We start from the raw sequence: 17,671 nt of genomic DNA on the forward strand, positions 1-17,671 counted from the left end.
GCCATGAAGATCGTTGCCGACCCAATTGACCGCCTGTTGCTGGATGATTTCCAGCGTAATTTCCCGATCACCGCGCGCCCCTTTGCCGAGCTGGCCAAGGCGCTGGAGATTACCGAGGACGACGTGCTCGACCGCCTGTCGAAGATGCAGAATAGCGGACGGATTACGCGGGTCGGCGCGACCTGCGCGCCCAACACCGTGTCGGCCAGCACACTGGCCGCCGTGGCGGCACCGGATGAGCGGATCGAAGAGGTTGCCGCGATCATCGGACAGGAGCCTGGTGTGAACCACTCCTACGAGCGTGAAGATGAATGGAACCTGTGGTTCGTTGCCACCGGACCTGACCGCGCCCATGTGGATGCGTCGCTGGCGCGGATCGAGGAACGTACCGGCCTGCGTGTTCTGGCTCTGCGCCTCGTGCGGCCCTTCAATGTCGACCTCGGCTTCCGCCTCAATGGTGGCGAGGGGACACGCGGCGCACCTCCCGCTGCAAAACAGGCCGATTGTTCCGCGCTGCGCCCGGGTGATCAGGACATCCTGCAACTTCTGACCAAAGGCATGCCGATCGTGGCTCAGCCCTATGCCGCCCTTGCCGAGACGCTGAATCGCAGCGAGGCCAGCGTGCTTGAACGCGTTGATCGACTGGTGGACTCTGGCATCATTGCCCGACTTGGCGTGATCGTGCGGCACCGCGCGCTGGGATGGCGCAGCAACGCCATGGTGGTCTGGGACCTGTCACCAGACCAGATAACGGTGGCCGGCCCGAAACTGGCTGCGCAGCCGGGCATTACTCTGTGTTATGAACGCACCCCCGTCGAAGGTGTCTGGCCCTATCGCCTTTATTCCATGATCCATGCCCGCAGCCGGGGCGAAGCGCTGGAAGCTTTGGAAAACGCTGCCAAACTGCCCGAACTGCAAGGGGTACGGCATCAGGCGCTGTTTTCCACCCGCTGTTTCAAACAGACCGGCGCGATGATCACCGCCCCCAAGGAGAGCGCAGCATGAGCGAGCTTGACCAGCTGGACCGCGACCTGATCAACCGGTTGCAGGATGATCTGTCGCTGGACCATCACCCCTTCAAGGTTTTGGCCAAAGAGTTCGGGATCACCGAAGAAGAAGTTCTTACCCGCATTCGTCAATTGCGTGCCGATGGTGTTCTGACCCGGTTTGGCCCGTTCTTTGATGCCCATGCAATGGGCGGCGACTTTTGCCTGTGCGCCATGGCGATCCCGGAAGAAGACTTTGAAACCGTGCTAACCAAAGTCAATGCGCGCCCCGAGGTTGCGCATAATTATGAACGTACGCATCGGTTGAACATGTGGTTCGTGCTGGCTTGTGAAACGCCAGAAGCGATCGGACAGGTGGCCGAAGCAATAGAACAGGACACTGGGTACAAGGTACTCCAGTTTCCCAAGCTTCAGGAATTCTACATCGGGTTTCGGGTTGCCGCATGACACTTGACGCTACAGACCGCCGCATCGTTGAAGCCCTTCAAGGGGGGCTGCCGCTTGTCCCGGCGCCTTATGCCAAGGTGGCCTCGGAGCTCGCCATTCCCGAAGGCGAGCTGACCAAACGCCTGCAGGCGATGAAAGACAGCGGTGTGATCCGCCGGATTGCCGCCGCCCCGAACCACTACAAGCTGGGCATGACCGCCAATGGCATGACCGTCTGGGATGTCCAAGATGATCGTCTGGCCGAACTTGGCGCACAGATCGGTGCCCTGCCCTTTGTCACCCATTGCTACGAGCGTCCGCGCGCGCTTCCTGACTGGCCCTATAACCTGTTTGCCATGGTGCACGGGTCTTCCAAGGACGAGGTCGAGGAAAAACGCCAGCAGATCGTGACCCTCCTCGGCGACGCGCTGCGGGGCTGTGACACGCTCTATTCCACCCGGATTCTGAAAAAGACGGGGCTTCGGCTTCGCAAGAAAGGGGACTGACATGTTCCGCCTTACCGAATACATGCACCAGCTGGTCAAGCCGACACCCGCGCGGCACCGCAACCCGGACCGCGCCGTGAAACCGGTGGTGATCTGGAACCTGACCCGGCGCTGCAATCTCAAATGCCGTCATTGCTACACTGTGTCGGCGGACGTGAATTTCCCCGGCGAATTGTCCGAGAAACAGGCGTTCGATACGCTTGAGGATCTGGGTCAGTTCAAGGTCCCGGCGATTATCCTGTCAGGTGGCGAGCCGCTGGACAGCCCCTATCTTTTCCCGCTGGCGGAACGGGCGCGCAAGCTGACCCGCGTGCTGGCGTTGTCGACCAACGGCACCAAGATTCACGGCGAAACCGCCGACCGCGTGGCCGAGATCGGTTTCAACTATGTCGGCATCTCCATCGACGGGATCGGCGCGACCAATGACTGGTTCCGCGGTGTCGATGGCGCGTTTGACGATGCCGTGCGTGGCGTGCGCGAGCTCAAGAAACGCGATGTGCGCGTTGGACTGCGCTTTTGCCTGACCGAAGGCACACAGCACCACCTGCCCGATCTTCTCAAGCTTTGCGACGACGAAGGCGTGGACAAGTTTTACCTCAGCCACCTTGTCTATGCCGGGCGCGGCGACAAGAACCGGGGCGAGGATGCGCATCACCTGATGACCCGCAAGGGCATGGACCTGTTGCTGGAACGGGCTTGGGAATCTGCCAATGGCGGGCGGGAACTGGATATCGTCACCGGCAACAACGACGCCGACGCGGGCTATTTCCTGCAATGGGCAGCAGAGCGGTTCGACGCCGACAAGGTCGCCCATCTGCGCGACCACCTCGTGGCCTGGGGCGGCAACAGCTCTGGCCTTGGCGTGGCCAATATCGATTTCCTAGGCAAGGTGCATCCTGACACCTACTGGTCGGATTATTCCGTCGGCAACGTTAAGACGACGCCGTTTTCCGAGCTTTGGACTGGTGACGATCCGATGCTGGCCACCCTGCGCACCCGGCCGCGCCCCCTAAAGGGCCGTTGCGGCGCCTGCGCGATCAAGGATGTCTGTGGCGGCAACACCCGCATCCGCGCATTGCAGGTTACGGGCGATCCGTGGGCCGAAGATCCGGCCTGCTACCTGACAAATTCCGAGATCGGTGTCGATGAGGCCGAACGGCTGAGCGTCACCCCGTTTCGAGGCAAGAAACATGACCCGCAACACCAGTTCTTCTGACCCCTTCGTCGGCGCGCGTTCGGACGCCTACCGCATGAGTATTTTCGGCAAAATGAAGATGGGACGAATGCTGACCACGCTGGCGGCCGTGTTCCTGTCGGGCATGGCGTTTGCCGGAGCCAAGGAGGATTACGCCGAGCATTGTGCCTCGTGCCATGGAGAAGATCGGCTGGGCGGTTCGGGACCGGCGCTGATCCCCGAAACCTTGCGCAAGATCCGAGGGCCGAACCTGGCCGAAGTCATCCTGAACGGGCGCGTAGCGACGCAGATGCCGGCCTTCAAAGAAGAGCTGGATCAGGCGCGGGCAGATGCCATTGTCGAACTGCTCAGAACCCCGCTTGAGGCGCTCCCTCCGTGGGGTAAAGCCGAGATCAACGCCAGCCGCGAGATGAACCCGGACTATACGCCGGTGGATGGACCCGTTTGGGATGCAGACCCGATGAACATCACCGTTGTCGTGGAAACGGGGGACCATCACGTCAGTGTTCTGGATGGCGACACGTTCGAGGTACTTGACCGGTTCCCGACGCCTTTTGCCGTGCATGGCGGGCCGAAATACGATCCGACTGGGCGGTATCTGTTCATCATGTCGCGCGATGGCTGGGTGCAGAAATATGACATCTACGCGCTGCAGACCGTCGGTCAGGTGCGCGCAGGGCTAAACAGCCGCAATATCGCGATGTCGAGTGACGGCAAATGGCTGGCCGTAGCCAGCTATCTGCCCAATCTGCTGACCATCCTAAATACCGAAGACTTGACCGTCGCCAAGGTGCAGCCCGTAGTGGGCAAGGATGGCACACCAAGCCGCGTGTCGGCCGTCTATCAGGTGCCGCCGCGCGAAAGCTTTGTGCTGGCGCTCAAGGATGTGCCGGAGATCTGGGAGATCTTTTACGGCAAAAATCCCCCACAATTCGGCTTTGCCCATGACTGGCGCACCGAGGGTCTGGCACACAAGGATATTCCCTTCCCCCTTCGCAAGATCACATTGCCCGATTACCTCGACGATTTCTTCTTTGACCAGACCTATGAATACATCATGGGCGCGTCCCGTGATGGGGCCGAAGGCACCGGCGGGCAGGTCATCGACCTTGTCATCGGTCACAAGATCGCCGATCTCGACCTGCCGGGCATGCCGCATCTGAGTTCGGGCACCACCTGGGAACGTAATGGCACTACCGTGATGGCAACCCCGCACATGCGCGGTGGCGTGGTGTCGGTGATCGACATGTCGACATGGGAAACCATCAAGAAGATCGAAGCCAAAGGGCCGGGGTTCTTTGTGCGCAGCCACGAGAACTCGCGCTATGTCTGGGCCGATGTCTTTTTTGGCCCCAACCGGGATCTTATGCACGTCATCGACAAGCAAAGCCTTGAGATCGTGAAAACGTTGCAACCCGCCGTCGGCAAGACCGTTGCGCATGTCGAATTCACCAAGGATGGGCGTTATGCGCTGGTTTCGATCTGGGAAGACGATGGCGCGGTGATCGTTTATGATGCCGAAACTCTGGAAGAAGTGCGCCGCCTGCCGATGCGCAAACCCTCGGGAAAATACAATGTCTGGAACAAAATCACCTTCTCCGAAGGCACCAGCCACTGAGGCCGACAATGCCGAACCCGTCTATTGGACGGTTCGGCGCCTGTCGCTCTGGTTCTTTGTCTTTGCGTGGGGCGCGGTCGCAATCAACCTGTATTTTATCGGGTTGATGTGGCAGGCGCTGGGCTGGACCGCGCTGGAGCCCGTGATCACAATCCTTCTGGCATTCCCGCTGGCCTTTCCGGCGACCTGGCTCTGCGCCAAATGGATTCGCGGGCTGATGGACGAGGCCGAACGCTAAACCTACGGATGGGCGGTGTACCGCATGGGATTTCATTGGTTGCCATGTTAGAATTCGAGGGTTCTTAACGCCTGCGCGGGGATCCGATGTTTTCGTTTTTGTGTGATTTCCTTAGGCCATTCACCACTTCGGTCACGCTCGCGACACTTGCAATCACCTTTGCAGCTGCAACTGCGCAAGCCGAAGATCGGCACTTGGCCGGCAACCAGATCGCCAAGGTCACAGAGACCGAAGCAACTGTCGGATTCCGTCACGGGTCATTCATCGTTGCACCGATTCCTTTTTCCAATCCCCTGATCGGGGCCGGTCTGGCGCTTGGAGCGGGATACCTGTTTCAGGCAGATCCGGCCTCGCGAACATCCATGCTCGGGATTGGTGCCATGAAATCGGAAAATGGGAGCGAGGCCCATGGTCTTTCGTTCAAGCTTGCTCTGGACGAGGATCGTTGGACATTCTCCTCGACCTTGGCAGAAGCGAATTTGAACTACGACCTTTTGGCGGGTCCAGTTGCGATTCCGCTTCTGCAGACCGGCAGGTTCGCCAAGGTCCAGCTCGATCGCAAGGTTGCGTCGAATTTCAAGGTCGGGATCCTGGGCAAGTATCTCGACACTGACATTTCCTCGGGAAACCCCAACTTCTCCGGTCTGCCCGGCAACTATCGTCTTCTCGGCGGCCTGACGACCTATAGCCTTGGTCTGGTCGCGGAATATGACACGCGGGACAGCGACCTCTATCCGAAAGACGGCACGCATCTTGTGGCGACCGCATTAGCCAACGAAGTGCAATCTTCCAGCGTGACGGATTATTCCAAGACAACCGCCCTGTTTTCCCACTACACGCCCATTGGCGCGGAAAACGTGCTCGCCCTGCGCGTGGCGGGATGCGGCACGAATGGCAGCGTTCCGTTTTTTGATCTGTGCTCGATTGGCGGGACGGATGCGATGCGTGGGTTCAACCCCACCCAGTATTTGGGTCCACGGCTCCTGTCGGCCCAAGCGGAATATCGGCACCGCCTATCGGATCGTTTTGGCTTCGTGGCCTTTGCCGGGGCGGGCGGTGTCGGATCGTCTTTCGATGCCCTGAACCGCAACGGCTATGCCGGAGGGGTCGGACTTCGTTACCGTGTGTCAAAAAAGATACCGGTCAATTTCGCCGTCGACATGTCTTTTAACGATGACGGAGAGTCCCTTTTGTATATCTCAGTCGGCGAACGGTTCTGATACCGGGCACCCCGAAATTCAGCGAAGTTCGAAAACCATTCGTTTCCGGGATTTTCCATCTGGAATAATCCCGGCGTATTCGGTATCACGTAAGAAGCATTGTAATAGTATCACATATCATGAACGCGCTGACCATAGACTCGCTTCAATTCCGGTGGCCCAACAACACGAAGCCCGTGCTTGACCTGGCCAGTTTCGCGCTCGCCCCGGGCGAGAGTGTTCTTCTCAAGGGGCCAAGCGGTATCGGCAAATCCACGCTGCTATCGGCCATTGCGGGTGTAATCAACATACCGGCCAACGCCGTTTCCGTTGCCGGGACGGATGTGGGGACGCTCTCCGGTTCTGCCCGCGACAGGTTCCGTGTCGATCACCTTGGCCTTGTCTTTCAGGTTTTCAACCTGTTGCCGTGGCTCAATACATTGGACAACGTGCTGTTGCCCTGCCGATTTTCCAAACGCCGCCGCGATCGAGCCGGACACGACCCGCAAGAAACGGCCCGCGCACTTCTCACGGATCTCGGGCTTGGAGATCCTGCGCTGATGTCCGCCCCGGCCAGCACGCTCAGCGTTGGTCAGCAGCAACGCGTCGCGGCCGCCCGCGCCCTGATCGGAGCACCGGAACTGATCCTCGCGGATGAACCCACCTCGGCCCTTGATGAGGCCACCAAACACCAGTTCGTTGAACTGCTGATGCGGGAATGTGCCCAAGCCAAAGCCGCGCTTTTGTTCGTCAGTCATGACACCGGGCTTGAGCAACATTTCGACCGGGTTGTCGACTTTCGTGATCTGAACAGGGGGGCATCGGCATGATCTCTCTGGGTATCCAAAGTCTTTGGAACCGGCGTTTTGTGGTGCTTCTGACCGTATTTTCCATCGCCCTCAGCGTGGCGCTGATCCTCGGGGTTGAGCGCCTGCGCAGCCAGGCGCGGCTCGCCTTTGCAAACTCCGCGTCGGGCATCGACCTGATCGTCGCGCCACGCGGCAATGATGTGCAAATCCTGATGGCCACGGTCTTTGGGGTCGGCTCGACCGGGTCCGGGCTGAACTGGGACACGTTCGAATATGTCTCTGACCTGCCTCAAACCGCTTGGGCTGTGCCGATCATGATGGGCGACAACCATCGTGGCTATCCGGTGATCGGTACCAGCACGGCCTATTTCGAGCATTTCCGACATTCCAATGGGCAGGAGCTTCGTTTTGCCTCCGGTCATGCTTTTGAGAACGCACATGACGCCGTGATTGGGGCCGAAATCGCTGCCGAATTCGGCTATGCTCTGGGCACCGAGATCATCAACGCCCATGGCAGCGGATCGGTGGCTTTCCATCAGCACGACGAAGCCCCATTTTCCATTTCAGGTGTTCTGGCGCCAACCGGAACGGCAGTGGACCGCATGGTTCTGATCTCGCTTGACGGGTTTGATGCCCTGCATCAGGACGAAGCGCCGGTCCAAAGTGATCCTTTCGAAGCTCTGGGCTCCGAAGCTGCGCGCTCTGCTCCGACATCGGATCATGACCACGCGGAACATGACGAACATGCGCAGGACACGCATGAGGGCCATGCCGAAGCTGATCATGACGAACATGAACACGACGCGCGTGAGGACCACGACGAAGCTGATCATGACGCACACGCGCACGACACGCATGAGGAACACTCCGACGCGGATCATAGCAAGCATGAACACGATGCGCACAAGGACCACACCAAAGCCGATCATGACGACCACGCGGACCATGCGCATGAAGAGCACGAACCTGAACCCGAGCAGATCAACGCGATCTATGTGGGTCTCAAATCCGCCTCGGGCATTCTTGGCGTACAACGCGCCCTGAACGAAACCGCGCCCGAACCGTTGTCGGCTGTCATGCCCAACGTCGCCCTGTTGCAACTATGGTCGATCACCGGCACCGCCGAAGGAGCTCTGCGCATCATGGCGGCGGCCGTGGCCGTGGCGGGCATGGTGGGTATGGTGGTGATGCTGTCCGCCGCGCTTGAATCCCGCCGCCGTGAATTCGCCATCCTGCGTTCCGTGGGCGCCACGCCGGGCACGATCTTTGGCCTGATCGTTCTCGAAGCAGTGCTTGTCACCCTTGGTGGCCTTGCGCTGGGTCTCGCGCTCCTGACGATCGGCGCATTGGTGGCCGACCCCGTGCTTTCGGCGAATTTCGGCTTTCGCATGGGTGCGGCCCTGTCTCTTCCAAGGGAAGGTCTTTTGATCCTCGCCGTTTTCTGCTTTGGTTTCCTGGCCAGCCTCCTGCCTGCCCTGCGTGTCTATCGCATGACCTTGGCGGACGGCTTGACCATGCGCCTATAGGAGTTGGAACGACAATGCGCTTTGCCACCACGACGGCCTGTGTTCTTGCACTAGGTTTCTCAACGACGGCCTTTGCCGCTGAGCCCACCGTGATCGAGTGGAATGCGCTGATCCCGGAAGTTGAGCCTTATGAGAACCCGTTTGCCGATCTGGACCAGTCCGACATCCGATCCTTGGCCAAGCTTCTGCGGCTTGAATCCCTGTTGGAAGACAAGGAGGACCCCCAGATCCGCGCCGAAGCGACCGAATTGCGCGCGGGTCTGACTGAACGCGGGCTCGACGTGGATGGGTTGTTTGCCCAACGCCTCGTGGTCATGGAGAACCGGATCAAGGCAGCCCGCTCACCCAATCCCGAGATTGTCGGGCAATCCGTACGTCTGCCTGGCTACATCCTGCCACTTGAATTCAAGGGTGAGGAAGCGGTCGAATTTCTTCTCGTCCCGACAGTCGGCGCCTGTATCCACACCCCGCCACCAGATGCCAACCAGATCGTGCATGTCACTTACCCCAAGGGGATCAAGGTCGACGGCATGTTCGAACCGATCTGGATCGCGGGCCAGATGCAGTCAGAGTTTGCGACTGAAAACCTCTACATGGTGGATGGCACCACGGAAGTGGAGATCACCTACCAGATGTCAGCGGATCTCGTTGAACCTTACAAGTGATTCATGAAAAACCCCGCTAGGCAGCGCCGCGCGGGGTTTTTTGCATTAGGCTGCTTCGAAACGGCTCAGGTCTTGGCCGCCTCCTTTGCCTCTGCTTCGGACACCACGGCATCCGGCCCGGTCGGTGTTTCTTCTTCGGCCACGCTGCCTTCTACGACGTCCGACTCGTCTTCTTCAGCAACAGTTTCTGCCTCTTCTTCCGAGTGATCCTCAAGCGCGCCGACGATCAGCGGCAGCATCTCGACACCTGTGCCAGCACCCGCTTCGGTCTGTGGCGGGGCAACCCAGCTCAGCGTGTCAAAGCTGTGGCAGTTTTCACAGGTCGGCACCCATTCCGAATGGATGTTGTGACACTTGTCACAAACCCATTGCGGCCCGCGCGGCGCAGTGAGCGCCTTGGCAAGGAACCCTTTCACAACCGCGTCCGACGCGCCTTCGCCCCGTTCAACCGCCGCCATGATGGTCAACGACCGCTGGGTTGGGTCGGTTTCGTACAGATCGCCCAGCGCCCGGCGTGCGCCCGGGAAATCCTCGGCCGCAATATTCAACTCTGCCATGAGCATCTTGGCCTCGGCATGATCCGGGTTGCCCTTGATCAGCCCCTTGAACCGCTTGATCCGCGCATGGGGCGTCTCGTCCGGCTCAATCGCGGCAAATGCTGCGGCCAGATCGGGATGCGGCTGCGCATCCCATGTCTTTTTCAGCAACCGGGTCGCATTGCGCGGCTTGCCCTGCGCGATATAACCCCGCGCCGCCATCACAGCCGCCGGGATCAGGTCGGGCGACAGGCGGTTCGCCTCGATCGCGCGTTCGCGCGCCTCGATCGAGTTTTCTTCATTCACGACGTCCTTGGCCTCGCCCAGCGCCAGCACCGCGTCGCGGCGGCGATGCACATCACGCGGCAGGGTGCCATGCTTCAGCTTGGCATTCAGCGTCCCACGCGCCCCGCTCCAGTCCTTGGTTTCGGTCTGAAGCCGCAGAAGCATATCCTGCACTTCCTCGTGGCGTGGCTTGAGCGCGAATGCGGTCTCTGCCAGTTTGAGCGCAACATCCGTCTTGCCCTCGTCGAGCTTCTGTTTCATCAGGCCGCGCACCCCGACAAACCGTGTGCTTTCGTCCTTGAGAAGCGTCTTGTAGACCTCTTCCGCCTTGCGCTTGTCGCCGCTCATCTCTGCGGCCTGCGCGGTGATCAGATTGGTCAGCTCCGGCTGCTTGAGGTATTTCTCGGCCTTGCGCGCTTTGTCCATGGCAATGCGCCCTTCGCCCGAAGCCAGCGCCATCAACCCGTCTGCCAGAGCCTGATAACCCTTGCGTTCGCGATTGCGGTCAAAATAGCGGCTGATCGCGGTTTCGTCCCCGTTCAGGAACTTGAGCACTGCCACAAGAAGCGCCGCCAGCTTGATCGCCAACCAGACGATCGCGACCAGCGCCACAAGCGCCAGCACCGCCTGGAACGGACCCAGCGAATACTCGACCCCGGCAACCGTGATCATGACCCCGCCTTCGCTTTCCAGCAGATAGACGGAACCATAGGTCAGACCGGCAATGACGGCGACAAAGACAAGAATTTTAATCAATGACCAGAGCATGGAATGACCTTCAGTTGCTGTTCAGGCTTTGCGCCAGTTCTTCGGCGGCCGTGGTGGCTGCCAAACGGATTTCTGCAGAGGCGCGCCACTCTGCCATGACCGATTTCGGGCCTTCTGCCAGTGTATCCAACTCCGCCAGCCCATCCGCCAGCCGCCCTTCGCGCATGGCAGCTTCGACCCGGCTCAGGATGGCGTCTGTGTCCGTACCTTCCTTGGGTTCAACCGACCGTGCGCCCAGATGCGATTTCAGGAATTCACCCAGCTTGTTGCCCTTGCCTTCGTCCACCTTCTCGGCCCGCGCCTGCGCAAGGGCGGCCCGCGCATGATCGGGATAGGCATCCAACAACGCCGCCATGGTGATCACGCCGTCATCGGCATGGGCTTCGAGCACGTCGGGCACGGTTTTTCCGGTGGCAGACCCATAGTCCACGATGGCCGCGCGATATGATGCGCCGGAATCAAGCGCAGCTACGATCCGCGTCACCGCTGAGCGCGCTAGGGCCGCTTGCGCCGACAGGGCGGCGTTGTCTTTCAACTCGGCCGCTTCCGCCTTTTGCGCCGCGACCAGTTCCTTGAGCTCTTCGACCTCGCGCTCGTAGGCCGCAATGGCTGCCGCCGACAGCCCTTCGTTCAGCGGGCGCTTCTCAATATCCGTGAGACGCTGGTTCAGCATGGCGACCTGATCGGCCACCTCTTCGACCCGCGCGCCCAGCGCATTGGCCGTTTCACTCAATCCAGCAACGCCCGATGCACTTTCACGGGCCGCGTTGGCGGTTTCGCCAATCTTGGCCTGGTTGCTTTGCAGCTTGGCAATCAGATCGTCCTGATCCCCGATCTGCTGGCGCAGCACGGCCAGGTCTTCGTCATAGTTCGCGCCAAGCCCCAGTTGATCCCCGAAATAGACCGCAACGCCAAAGCCAATCGCACCGGCAATTACCCCACCAATCAACAACGGGACAAAGCCACCTTTGCGCGGCTCATCGCCAGAGGTCGCCACGGGCGCAGGTGCTTGCGCCGAGGTTTCTTCCACGATCTCTTCGCTGGCCGAGTCGGAAGCATCATCTGAACCCTCTTGTAAGTCAGATGTCTCATCATCCACATCGGTCTCGGGGTCCAAAGCCTCGTCTGCCTGCTCAGACTCGGATATCTCTTCGTCACGCGCATCCGCTTCAACAGAGTTATCTCTCTCAACATCTGCGTCTGAATCGGCAGGGGTGTCCCCTTCTGGCGGAATATCTTCGATGATTACGGCGTCGTGAATCTCATCAATTTTCGGCGCCTCCGCCTCAATCTTGTCTTCTGCCGGTTTGTCGGTCTTGTCGGAGTTGCCCACCAGTCACCCTTTCGAATCCGGTCTGAATATAACTTTCACCCAACAACTTAGGCGAGGACACCCGCGTCCTCAATGCGTCAGTCTGCACCCAGACGCACCAAAATCGCCTTAATCATGGCGTCTGCCGTCGGTTCCGCCGCAACGTCAATCCGCGCAACACCTGCTTTGGCCAGAATATCGGCAACTGCGGTGCTGATCGCGATTCCGACCACCGGGGCGCGAAATGGCGTCTCTGCAAGAAATGTCTCGGCACTTCTTGGCGAAAAAAGCGGCACCAATACAGGGGAGTCTCCCGACAGAAGCCGCCGCGCCTCCGGTCCGAGAGGTTCGGTTACCTGTCGATAGACGACGGTCTCTGATGTTTCGATCCCCGCTGCGCTCAGCCGTCTGGCCAGATCGCCGCGCGCGTGCTCCCCGCGCAGATGTAGCAAGGGGCCGTGGGGCGCATCGGCCAAAACCCGCTTGTAAAGCGCCTCGGCATCACCCCCCGCAGATATTGCCTGCCATCCGACGCGGGCCGCAGCAGCCGCGGTCGCATCGCCGACGCACCAGGCCGGCAAACTCCGCCCCTCAACAGCGGCCACCCCATTCATCGACGTAAACAGCACCCCGCGCAGACCCTCCGGCACCGACGCCGCCACCGGTTCGATCCGCATGAGAGGAGACGTCACGATCGGCGCCGTGACACCCGCATCCCTCAATCGCTGCGCGAATTTGCGCGACGCGGGGGCGGGCCGGGTCAACAGGATCGTGGGACAAGTTCCGTTCATGAGAAGCGCCGGGATTGTTTGAGCCGCCATCCGGTGTTACCTGCCATAAGACATTGGCGCAACGACAAGGATCAAGACAGCCCATGACAGGCACCCTGACCATTCTCGGGCTTGAAAGCAGCTGTGATGATACCGCCGCCGCCATCATCCGCCAGTCCGGCACCGACGCGCCCGAAATCCTGGCCTCGGTCGTGCATGGACAAACGGAGCTTCACGCTCCGTTCGGCGGCGTTGTCCCGGAAATCGCCGCCCGTGCCCACGCTGAAAAGCTCGACATCTGTATCGAAGAGGCGCTTGCGGCCTCCAACCTGACCCTACCCGAGATCGACGCCATCGCCGTGACCGCCGGTCCGGGGTTGATCGGGGGCGTGTTGTCCGGCGTGATGTGCGCCAAGGGACTGGCGACGGGTCTCGCTATCCCGCTTGTCGGGGTCAACCATCTTGCCGGTCATGCCCTCACCCCGCGCCTGACCGATCAGATCACCTTTCCCTACCTGATGCTTCTGGTCTCGGGGGGGCATTGCCAGTTCCTGATCGCCCACGGCCCAGAAAGCTTTTCTCGGCTTGGCGGCACGATCGACGACGCCCCGGGAGAGGCTTTTGACAAGACCGCACGCCTTCTGGGGCTGCCCCAGCCCGGCGGCCCTTCGGTACAGGCCGAAGCGGAAAAGGGTGATCCGAAACGCTTTCGTTTCCCCCGACCGCTACTCGACCGCCCCGGATGCGACATGTCCTTCTCGGGTCTGAAAACCGCCCTGTTGCGCGCCCGCGACGCGGTGATTGCGGAAAAGGGAGGCCTGACGAAACAGGACCGCGCCGATCTCTGCGCCGGGTTCCAGTCGGCCGTCGTGGATGTCCTGGCCGAGAAGACGCGCCGCGCGCTTGAACTCTACCTTGCGGAAAACCCCGGCAAACCTGTTCTTGCCGTCGCAGGCGGCGTGGCCGCAAATACGGCGATTCGGGCAAGGTTAGAGACTATTTGCGCCGAAAACGTCACTACGTTTACCGCCCCACCGCTACATCTGTGCACCGACAACGCGGCGATGATTGCCTATGCCGGGCTCGAACGCTTCCGCGCTGGGGCGAAGGACGATATGACTCTCTCCGCCCGCCCGCGCTGGCCGCTCGATAAAACCGCCCCGGCGCTTCTGGGTAGCGGAAAGAAGGGGGCCAAGGCATGAGTATCGCAGTCATCGGCGCAGGCGCGTTTGGCACTGCACTTGCCATCTCAATCGCACGCAGCGGCGCCGAAGTGACCCTTTGGGCGCGGGACACCAGCGCGTTGCAGTCCACCCGCCAAAGCCTACGCCTTCCAGGTGTCACGCTGCCGGAATCAGTCTCTGTTACGGGGGATCTGGCTCAATCTGCTCTGGCGGATACACTGCTACTGGCGACTCCGATGCAGAGCCTTTCCACGGTACTGGATCAGTTTGACACCCCTCTCTCTGGCAAGGCGTTGGTAGCCTGCTGCAAGGGGATCGACCTAAACACGCTCACCGGCCCGGCCGAGGTGCTCTCGCGGCTCAAACCCGAGGCCACGCCCGCGATCCTAACAGGCCCCAGCTTTGCCGCCGATATTGCACGTGGCCTGCCCACCGCACTGACGCTCGCCTGCCAAGACGAGGCGATCGGGCGATCCCTGCAACATCAGCTCGCCACCCCAGCCCTGCGCCTCTACCGAAGTACGGATGTCATTGGCGCGGAACTGGGCGGCGCGCTTAAGAACGTCATCGCCATCGCCTGTGGCGCCTGCATCGGTCAAGGCATGGGTGACAGCACCCGCGCCGCGCTGATGACCCGTGGTTTTGCCGAGATGACCCGGCTTGCGATTCACCTTGGCGCGCGCTCCGAAACCCTCTCGGGCCTGTCTGGCATGGGCGATCTCGCCCTGACCTGCATGTCCGAACAGTCGCGCAATTACCGCTTTGGCCTTGCCCTTGGCCAAGAGAAGCCCTTTGATCCCACGATCACTGTCGAAGGCGCCAAGACCGCCGAGGCCGTGACCCGGCTCGCCCAGCAGATCGGCCTTGATATGCCGATCTGCCAAATGGTTCACCAGCTTTCCACCGGCTCGGTCAGCGTGACCGACGCCATCCGCACACTTCTGTCCCGACCCCTCAAGGAGGAATGACCCATGCGTATCGCTCTTATTGCCAAGGACAAACCCGGCGCGCTTGATATTCGCAAAGCCAACCGCGACGCCCATGTGGCCTACCTCAAATCAAGCGGTGACACCGTGGAAACCGCCGGCCCCTTCCTTGACGACGACGGCAACATGTGCGGCTCGCTGATCATCCTGAACGTCGAAGACATGTCCGAAGCCCAGGCCTGGGCGGCAAATGATCCCTACAAGGCGGCCGACCTCTTTGCCTCGGTCGAGCTCATTGCCTGGAACAAGGTCCTGGGGTGATGCGCTACTGGCTTTTCAAATCCGAACCCTCGACCTGGAGCTGGCAAAACCAGCTCGACAAGGGCGACGCGGGCGAGGAATGGGACGGCGTGCGCAATTATCAGGCGCGCAACTTCATGCGCGAGATGGCCGTTGGCGACCGGGGTTTCTTTTATCACAGCCAGAAAGAGAAATCCGTGGTCGGCATTGTCGAAGTCATCGCCGAGGCCCACCCGGACAGCACCACCGACGATGCGCGCTGGGAATGCGTGGATATCAAGGCACTGAAAACCATGCCCAAGCCCGTATCGCTCGACATGATCAAGGCCGATCCGCGTCTGGCGGAGATGGTTCTGGTCAAAAACTCGCGCCTGTCGGTGCAGCCCGTGACAGAAGAGGAATGGGCGATCATCTGCGAAATCGGCGGTATGCAAGGCTGACAAATCGGGCATAGTTGCGCCAGGATCAATTGATCGGGAAACGAACCCATGGAAATTGCGATTGTCGTGGCCGCAGCGTTGGCCTCATATATTTTTGGCGCGATCTGGTACATGGCGCTGTCCCAAGCCTGGATGAAAGCTGCCGGTGTCGAAGTTGGCGAAGACGGCCGCCCCGTCAACACAGGTAGCGCCATGCCCTATGTCGCGGCCTTCATCTGTGCCCTGCTGGTTGCCGGAATGATGCGCCACGTTTTTTCGCTCTCGGGGATAGAAACCGTCGGCGCGGGCTTTACCGCCGGGCTGGGCATCGGCCTTTTCCTCGCCGCGCCATGGCTGGTCACCAACTATGCCTTTGCCGGACGTAACCGGACACTGATGCTGATCGATGGGGGGTATGCCGCAATTGGCTGCACCATCATGGGTGTCGTGCTGACCCTTCTTTGAGCCGGAATAAAAACGGGGGCCCGGCCAAACAACCGGAACCCCCGTACCCCACGTGTTCCCTAACCACCACACGTGAATTCTAATAAGGTTCCGGCCATCCTGGCCCGATACATGTAATTTACCGCTCGATCCGAGTCGCGGCAAATGCCAAGTACCTAAAATCAATGTCGAAATGAAAACGCCCGGACCGAGGGGACCGGGCGCTGCGCATGAAGTGATAAAAAGGCAGGATCAGCCGTAGATGGCTTCCTTGCCGAAATGCTTGGTCAGCATGTAATAGACAACCGCACGATACTTGTTGCGCTCGGACCGGCCATAGGTCTCGATCACGGCATTGATCCCTTCCATGAGCTCGGGCCCATCCGACAGGCCCAGCTTCTTGATCAGAAAGTTGGACTTGACCGTTTCCAGCTCGCTGTCCTGAGACGCGGCAACGGTCGAGGCATCATCATTGTAGATCGCCGGACCACATCCGATCGTCACCTTGGTCAGCAGGTCCATATCCGGGTCCATCCCGCACTTGTTCCTGAGATCGTCCGCATATTTTGCAATCAAATCGTCACGTTTGCCCATGTGTTTTCTCCCTTTTAACGGCCAAAACTGCACCGCCGCAGTCGCGACCGTGGTTCACGATCAGGTTAGGCATCTCGCTGCACGACACAAAGGGGGAATCGAACAAGGTTTTCCCCGGCCCGCCTATTTGGGAAACAGGAATGTCATAACCAGACGCCCCCCCCAGCCAGATGGCCCGCCAGGAGCGGAGTCGACATAGCGGCGCACCCCAAGTCCAAGGCTGACCGGGCGGTTCCCGAACTTGACCAGCTTGCTCACAACTACGTTGATCGGCACGGACGCCTGATCCGTGTTCCAGTCATAGGTCGACTCGGAATTGATCGTATAGGTCCAGTTATTGTTGCCAGCATAAGCAAGGAATGGCTGGAAGAAGGTCGCATTGATACTTGCAGGTCCGCTGATATCCCAAATGTGATTGGCAAGCGCGCCATAGGTCCAACGCCCCGTCTGCTTGAGCGCAACCCCGGTGATGCCCGCCCCGAATGTGTCTACGCCCAACGCGTTATCTGTGGCCGTCGGCAATAGGAAAACCGGCCCGACACCCCAGATCAACCCATTCGCTGTGGGACGCGATGGCGAGAAGAAGAAGCTTTGCACAATGTCGCCAATCCCCGACTGGCTTGTCCCACCAATGACGTTGTCCTGAGAAATCACCGGTAAAATCGTGCGTGAGATCAAGTTCCAGTCCGGAGAAAGCGCGATTGGCACGACCGGCTGGATGTTGAACGTAAAACGGCTGCCATTGCCAGCCCCTTGACCCTCGTCATAGTTCAGCTGGAAAGGCAGGCTGATCAGGTCGGACACCGGGTTGGACAATTGCTGTCCAAGATCTGTACCCTCATCCGCTGTCGCCGCGATACCCAGCGTCCAAATAGCTGCCGCAATGCTCAAAACTCTTTTCATGGCCAATCCACCCAAGGCTTTTGTCCCCGCCACCCTAATAC

The 17,671-nt window shown here is 60.1% G+C and carries 20 protein-coding genes; 15 read left to right on the forward strand and 5 right to left on the reverse strand.

Annotated elements, in window-relative coordinates; all coding sequences use genetic code 11:
• The first annotated feature begins 3 nt into the window (after positions 1-3).
• The 10 genes from ahbB (BMZ35_RS07100) (at position 4) to BMZ35_RS07145 (ending at position 9,189) form a co-directional block, all read left to right on the forward strand.
• Positions 4-1,005 (forward strand): siroheme decarboxylase subunit beta, encoded by a 1,002-nt coding sequence (ahbB, locus tag BMZ35_RS07100; protein ID WP_093092179.1) that lies wholly within the window; start codon positions 4-6, stop codon positions 1,003-1,005.
• Positions 1,002-1,454 carry an Lrp/AsnC family transcriptional regulator gene (locus BMZ35_RS07105; protein ID WP_093092181.1) on the forward strand — a complete coding sequence of 151 codons (453 nt, stop codon included), beginning with the start codon at positions 1,002-1,004 and terminating at the stop codon, positions 1,452-1,454. Before ahbB (BMZ35_RS07100) ends, BMZ35_RS07105 begins: the two co-directional genes overlap by 4 nt.
• Positions 1,451-1,939: a siroheme decarboxylase subunit beta gene (gene ahbB, locus BMZ35_RS07110; RefSeq protein WP_093092183.1), complete on the forward strand. Its 489-nt coding sequence runs from the start codon at positions 1,451-1,453 to the stop codon at positions 1,937-1,939. Before BMZ35_RS07105 ends, ahbB (BMZ35_RS07110) begins: the two co-directional genes overlap by 4 nt.
• A 1-nt stretch (position 1,940) precedes the next feature.
• Positions 1,941-3,155 (forward strand): heme d1 biosynthesis radical SAM protein NirJ, encoded by a 1,215-nt coding sequence (gene nirJ / locus BMZ35_RS07115; RefSeq protein WP_093092185.1) that lies wholly within the window; start codon positions 1,941-1,943, stop codon positions 3,153-3,155.
• Positions 3,130-4,752: a nitrite reductase gene (locus tag BMZ35_RS07120; RefSeq protein WP_479725466.1), complete on the forward strand. Its 1,623-nt coding sequence runs from the start codon at positions 3,130-3,132 to the stop codon at positions 4,750-4,752. The genes nirJ and BMZ35_RS07120 overlap by 26 nt, the downstream gene beginning before the upstream one ends.
• The gene (locus tag BMZ35_RS07125; RefSeq protein ID WP_093092187.1) at positions 4,709-4,990 is read left to right on the forward strand and encodes a hypothetical protein; all 282 of its coding nucleotides are present in this window, start codon (positions 4,709-4,711) and stop codon (positions 4,988-4,990) included. The genes BMZ35_RS07120 and BMZ35_RS07125 overlap by 44 nt, the downstream gene beginning before the upstream one ends.
• An 86-nt stretch (positions 4,991-5,076) precedes the next feature.
• The gene (locus tag BMZ35_RS07130; protein ID WP_093092189.1) at positions 5,077-6,210 is read left to right on the forward strand and encodes a BamA/TamA family outer membrane protein; all 1,134 of its coding nucleotides are present in this window, start codon (positions 5,077-5,079) and stop codon (positions 6,208-6,210) included.
• Positions 6,211-6,329: 119 nt separating this feature from the next.
• Positions 6,330-7,019, forward strand: a complete 690-nt coding sequence (locus BMZ35_RS07135; protein ID WP_207502912.1) for an ABC transporter ATP-binding protein — start codon at positions 6,330-6,332, stop codon at positions 7,017-7,019.
• A complete protein-coding gene (locus BMZ35_RS07140) occupies positions 7,016-8,524 on the forward strand; it encodes an FtsX-like permease family protein (protein ID WP_093092193.1) in 1,509 nt (502 codons plus the stop codon). Before BMZ35_RS07135 ends, BMZ35_RS07140 begins: the two co-directional genes overlap by 4 nt.
• 14 nt (positions 8,525-8,538) lie before the next feature.
• On the forward strand, positions 8,539-9,189 hold the full coding sequence (locus BMZ35_RS07145; RefSeq protein WP_093092195.1) for a DUF3299 domain-containing protein: 651 nt from the start codon (positions 8,539-8,541) through the stop codon (positions 9,187-9,189).
• A 65-nt stretch (positions 9,190-9,254) separates the two neighbouring features.
• Here the strand turns inward: BMZ35_RS07145 and BMZ35_RS07150 are convergent, their stop codons facing one another.
• From BMZ35_RS07150 to BMZ35_RS07160, 3 genes are all read right to left on the reverse strand, one after another.
• Positions 9,255-10,778 carry a heme biosynthesis protein HemY gene (locus tag BMZ35_RS07150; RefSeq protein ID WP_093092197.1) on the reverse strand — a complete coding sequence of 508 codons (1,524 nt, stop codon included), beginning with the start codon at positions 10,776-10,778 and terminating at the stop codon, positions 9,255-9,257.
• 10 nt (positions 10,779-10,788) lie between these two features.
• Positions 10,789-12,111 carry a COG4223 family protein gene (locus BMZ35_RS07155; protein WP_093092199.1) on the reverse strand — a complete coding sequence of 441 codons (1,323 nt, stop codon included), beginning with the start codon at positions 12,109-12,111 and terminating at the stop codon, positions 10,789-10,791.
• Between the two features lie 77 nt (positions 12,112-12,188).
• Positions 12,189-12,911 (reverse strand): uroporphyrinogen-III synthase, encoded by a 723-nt coding sequence (locus BMZ35_RS07160; protein WP_093092200.1) that lies wholly within the window; start codon positions 12,909-12,911, stop codon positions 12,189-12,191.
• Positions 12,912-12,964: 53 nt separating this feature from the next.
• On the opposite strand from BMZ35_RS07160, the gene tsaD reads away from it, so the two are divergent.
• The 5 genes from tsaD to BMZ35_RS07185 are packed head-to-tail and all read left to right on the forward strand — an operon-like array spanning position 12,965 to position 16,154.
• The gene (gene tsaD / locus BMZ35_RS07165; RefSeq protein WP_093092202.1) at positions 12,965-14,062 is read left to right on the forward strand and encodes a tRNA (adenosine(37)-N6)-threonylcarbamoyltransferase complex transferase subunit TsaD; all 1,098 of its coding nucleotides are present in this window, start codon (positions 12,965-12,967) and stop codon (positions 14,060-14,062) included.
• Positions 14,059-15,012, forward strand: coding sequence for an NAD(P)H-dependent glycerol-3-phosphate dehydrogenase (locus BMZ35_RS07170; RefSeq protein WP_093092204.1), 954 nt, complete (start codon positions 14,059-14,061; stop codon positions 15,010-15,012). Before tsaD ends, BMZ35_RS07170 begins: the two co-directional genes overlap by 4 nt.
• A gap of 3 nt (positions 15,013-15,015) precedes the next feature.
• Positions 15,016-15,291 carry a YciI family protein gene (locus BMZ35_RS07175; protein ID WP_093092206.1) on the forward strand — a complete coding sequence of 92 codons (276 nt, stop codon included), beginning with the start codon at positions 15,016-15,018 and terminating at the stop codon, positions 15,289-15,291.
• Positions 15,291-15,710: an EVE domain-containing protein gene (locus BMZ35_RS07180; protein ID WP_093092208.1), complete on the forward strand. Its 420-nt coding sequence runs from the start codon at positions 15,291-15,293 to the stop codon at positions 15,708-15,710. The genes BMZ35_RS07175 and BMZ35_RS07180 overlap by 1 nt, the downstream gene beginning before the upstream one ends.
• 48 nt (positions 15,711-15,758) lie before the next feature.
• Positions 15,759-16,154 carry a DUF1761 domain-containing protein gene (locus tag BMZ35_RS07185; RefSeq protein WP_093092210.1) on the forward strand — a complete coding sequence of 132 codons (396 nt, stop codon included), beginning with the start codon at positions 15,759-15,761 and terminating at the stop codon, positions 16,152-16,154.
• A gap of 231 nt (positions 16,155-16,385) precedes the next feature.
• Here the strand turns inward: BMZ35_RS07185 and BMZ35_RS07190 are convergent, their stop codons facing one another.
• Both BMZ35_RS07190 and BMZ35_RS07195 read right to left on the reverse strand, forming a co-directional pair.
• Positions 16,386-16,727 (reverse strand): DUF2853 family protein, encoded by a 342-nt coding sequence (locus BMZ35_RS07190; RefSeq protein ID WP_093092212.1) that lies wholly within the window; start codon positions 16,725-16,727, stop codon positions 16,386-16,388.
• Between the two features lie 123 nt (positions 16,728-16,850).
• Entirely contained in the window at positions 16,851-17,630 is a 780-nt protein-coding gene (locus BMZ35_RS07195) for a hypothetical protein (RefSeq protein ID WP_093092214.1), read from the reverse strand.
• Between the last annotated feature and the right edge of the window lie 41 nt (positions 17,631-17,671).

It is taken from the genome of Shimia aestuarii, from assembly GCF_900114635.1.
GTDB lineage: Bacteria > Pseudomonadota > Alphaproteobacteria > Rhodobacterales > Rhodobacteraceae > Shimia > Shimia aestuarii.

What these genes read in the sequence shown, in the direction of transcription:
- ahbB (WP_093092179.1), top strand. Translation starts at nt 4, where the DNA reads ATGAAGATCGTTGCCGACCCAATTGACCGCCTGTTGCTGGATGATTTC.
- BMZ35_RS07105 (WP_093092181.1), top strand. Translation starts at nt 1,002, where the DNA reads ATGAGCGAGCTTGACCAGCTGGACCGCGACCTGATCAACCGGTTGCAG.
- ahbB (WP_093092183.1), top strand. Translation starts at nt 1,451, where the DNA reads ATGACACTTGACGCTACAGACCGCCGCATCGTTGAAGCCCTTCAAGGG.
- nirJ (WP_093092185.1), top strand. Translation starts at nt 1,941, where the DNA reads ATGTTCCGCCTTACCGAATACATGCACCAGCTGGTCAAGCCGACACCC.
- BMZ35_RS07120 (WP_479725466.1), top strand. Translation starts at nt 3,130, where the DNA reads ATGACCCGCAACACCAGTTCTTCTGACCCCTTCGTCGGCGCGCGTTCG.
- BMZ35_RS07125 (WP_093092187.1), top strand. Translation starts at nt 4,709, where the DNA reads ATGTCTGGAACAAAATCACCTTCTCCGAAGGCACCAGCCACTGAGGCC.
- BMZ35_RS07130 (WP_093092189.1), top strand. Translation starts at nt 5,077, where the DNA reads ATGTTTTCGTTTTTGTGTGATTTCCTTAGGCCATTCACCACTTCGGTC.
- BMZ35_RS07135 (WP_207502912.1), top strand. Translation starts at nt 6,330, where the DNA reads ATGAACGCGCTGACCATAGACTCGCTTCAATTCCGGTGGCCCAACAAC.
- BMZ35_RS07140 (WP_093092193.1), top strand. Translation starts at nt 7,016, where the DNA reads ATGATCTCTCTGGGTATCCAAAGTCTTTGGAACCGGCGTTTTGTGGTG.
- BMZ35_RS07145 (WP_093092195.1), top strand. Translation starts at nt 8,539, where the DNA reads ATGCGCTTTGCCACCACGACGGCCTGTGTTCTTGCACTAGGTTTCTCA.
- BMZ35_RS07150 (WP_093092197.1), bottom strand. Translation starts at nt 10,778, where the DNA reads ATGCTCTGGTCATTGATTAAAATTCTTGTCTTTGTCGCCGTCATTGCC.
- BMZ35_RS07160 (WP_093092200.1), bottom strand. Translation starts at nt 12,911, where the DNA reads ATGGCGGCTCAAACAATCCCGGCGCTTCTCATGAACGGAACTTGTCCC.
- tsaD (WP_093092202.1), top strand. Translation starts at nt 12,965, where the DNA reads ATGACAGGCACCCTGACCATTCTCGGGCTTGAAAGCAGCTGTGATGAT.
- BMZ35_RS07170 (WP_093092204.1), top strand. Translation starts at nt 14,059, where the DNA reads ATGAGTATCGCAGTCATCGGCGCAGGCGCGTTTGGCACTGCACTTGCC.
- BMZ35_RS07175 (WP_093092206.1), top strand. Translation starts at nt 15,016, where the DNA reads ATGCGTATCGCTCTTATTGCCAAGGACAAACCCGGCGCGCTTGATATT.
- BMZ35_RS07180 (WP_093092208.1), top strand. Translation starts at nt 15,291, where the DNA reads ATGCGCTACTGGCTTTTCAAATCCGAACCCTCGACCTGGAGCTGGCAA.
- BMZ35_RS07185 (WP_093092210.1), top strand. Translation starts at nt 15,759, where the DNA reads ATGGAAATTGCGATTGTCGTGGCCGCAGCGTTGGCCTCATATATTTTT.
- BMZ35_RS07190 (WP_093092212.1), bottom strand. Translation starts at nt 16,727, where the DNA reads ATGGGCAAACGTGACGATTTGATTGCAAAATATGCGGACGATCTCAGG.
- BMZ35_RS07195 (WP_093092214.1), bottom strand. Translation starts at nt 17,630, where the DNA reads ATGAAAAGAGTTTTGAGCATTGCGGCAGCTATTTGGACGCTGGGTATC.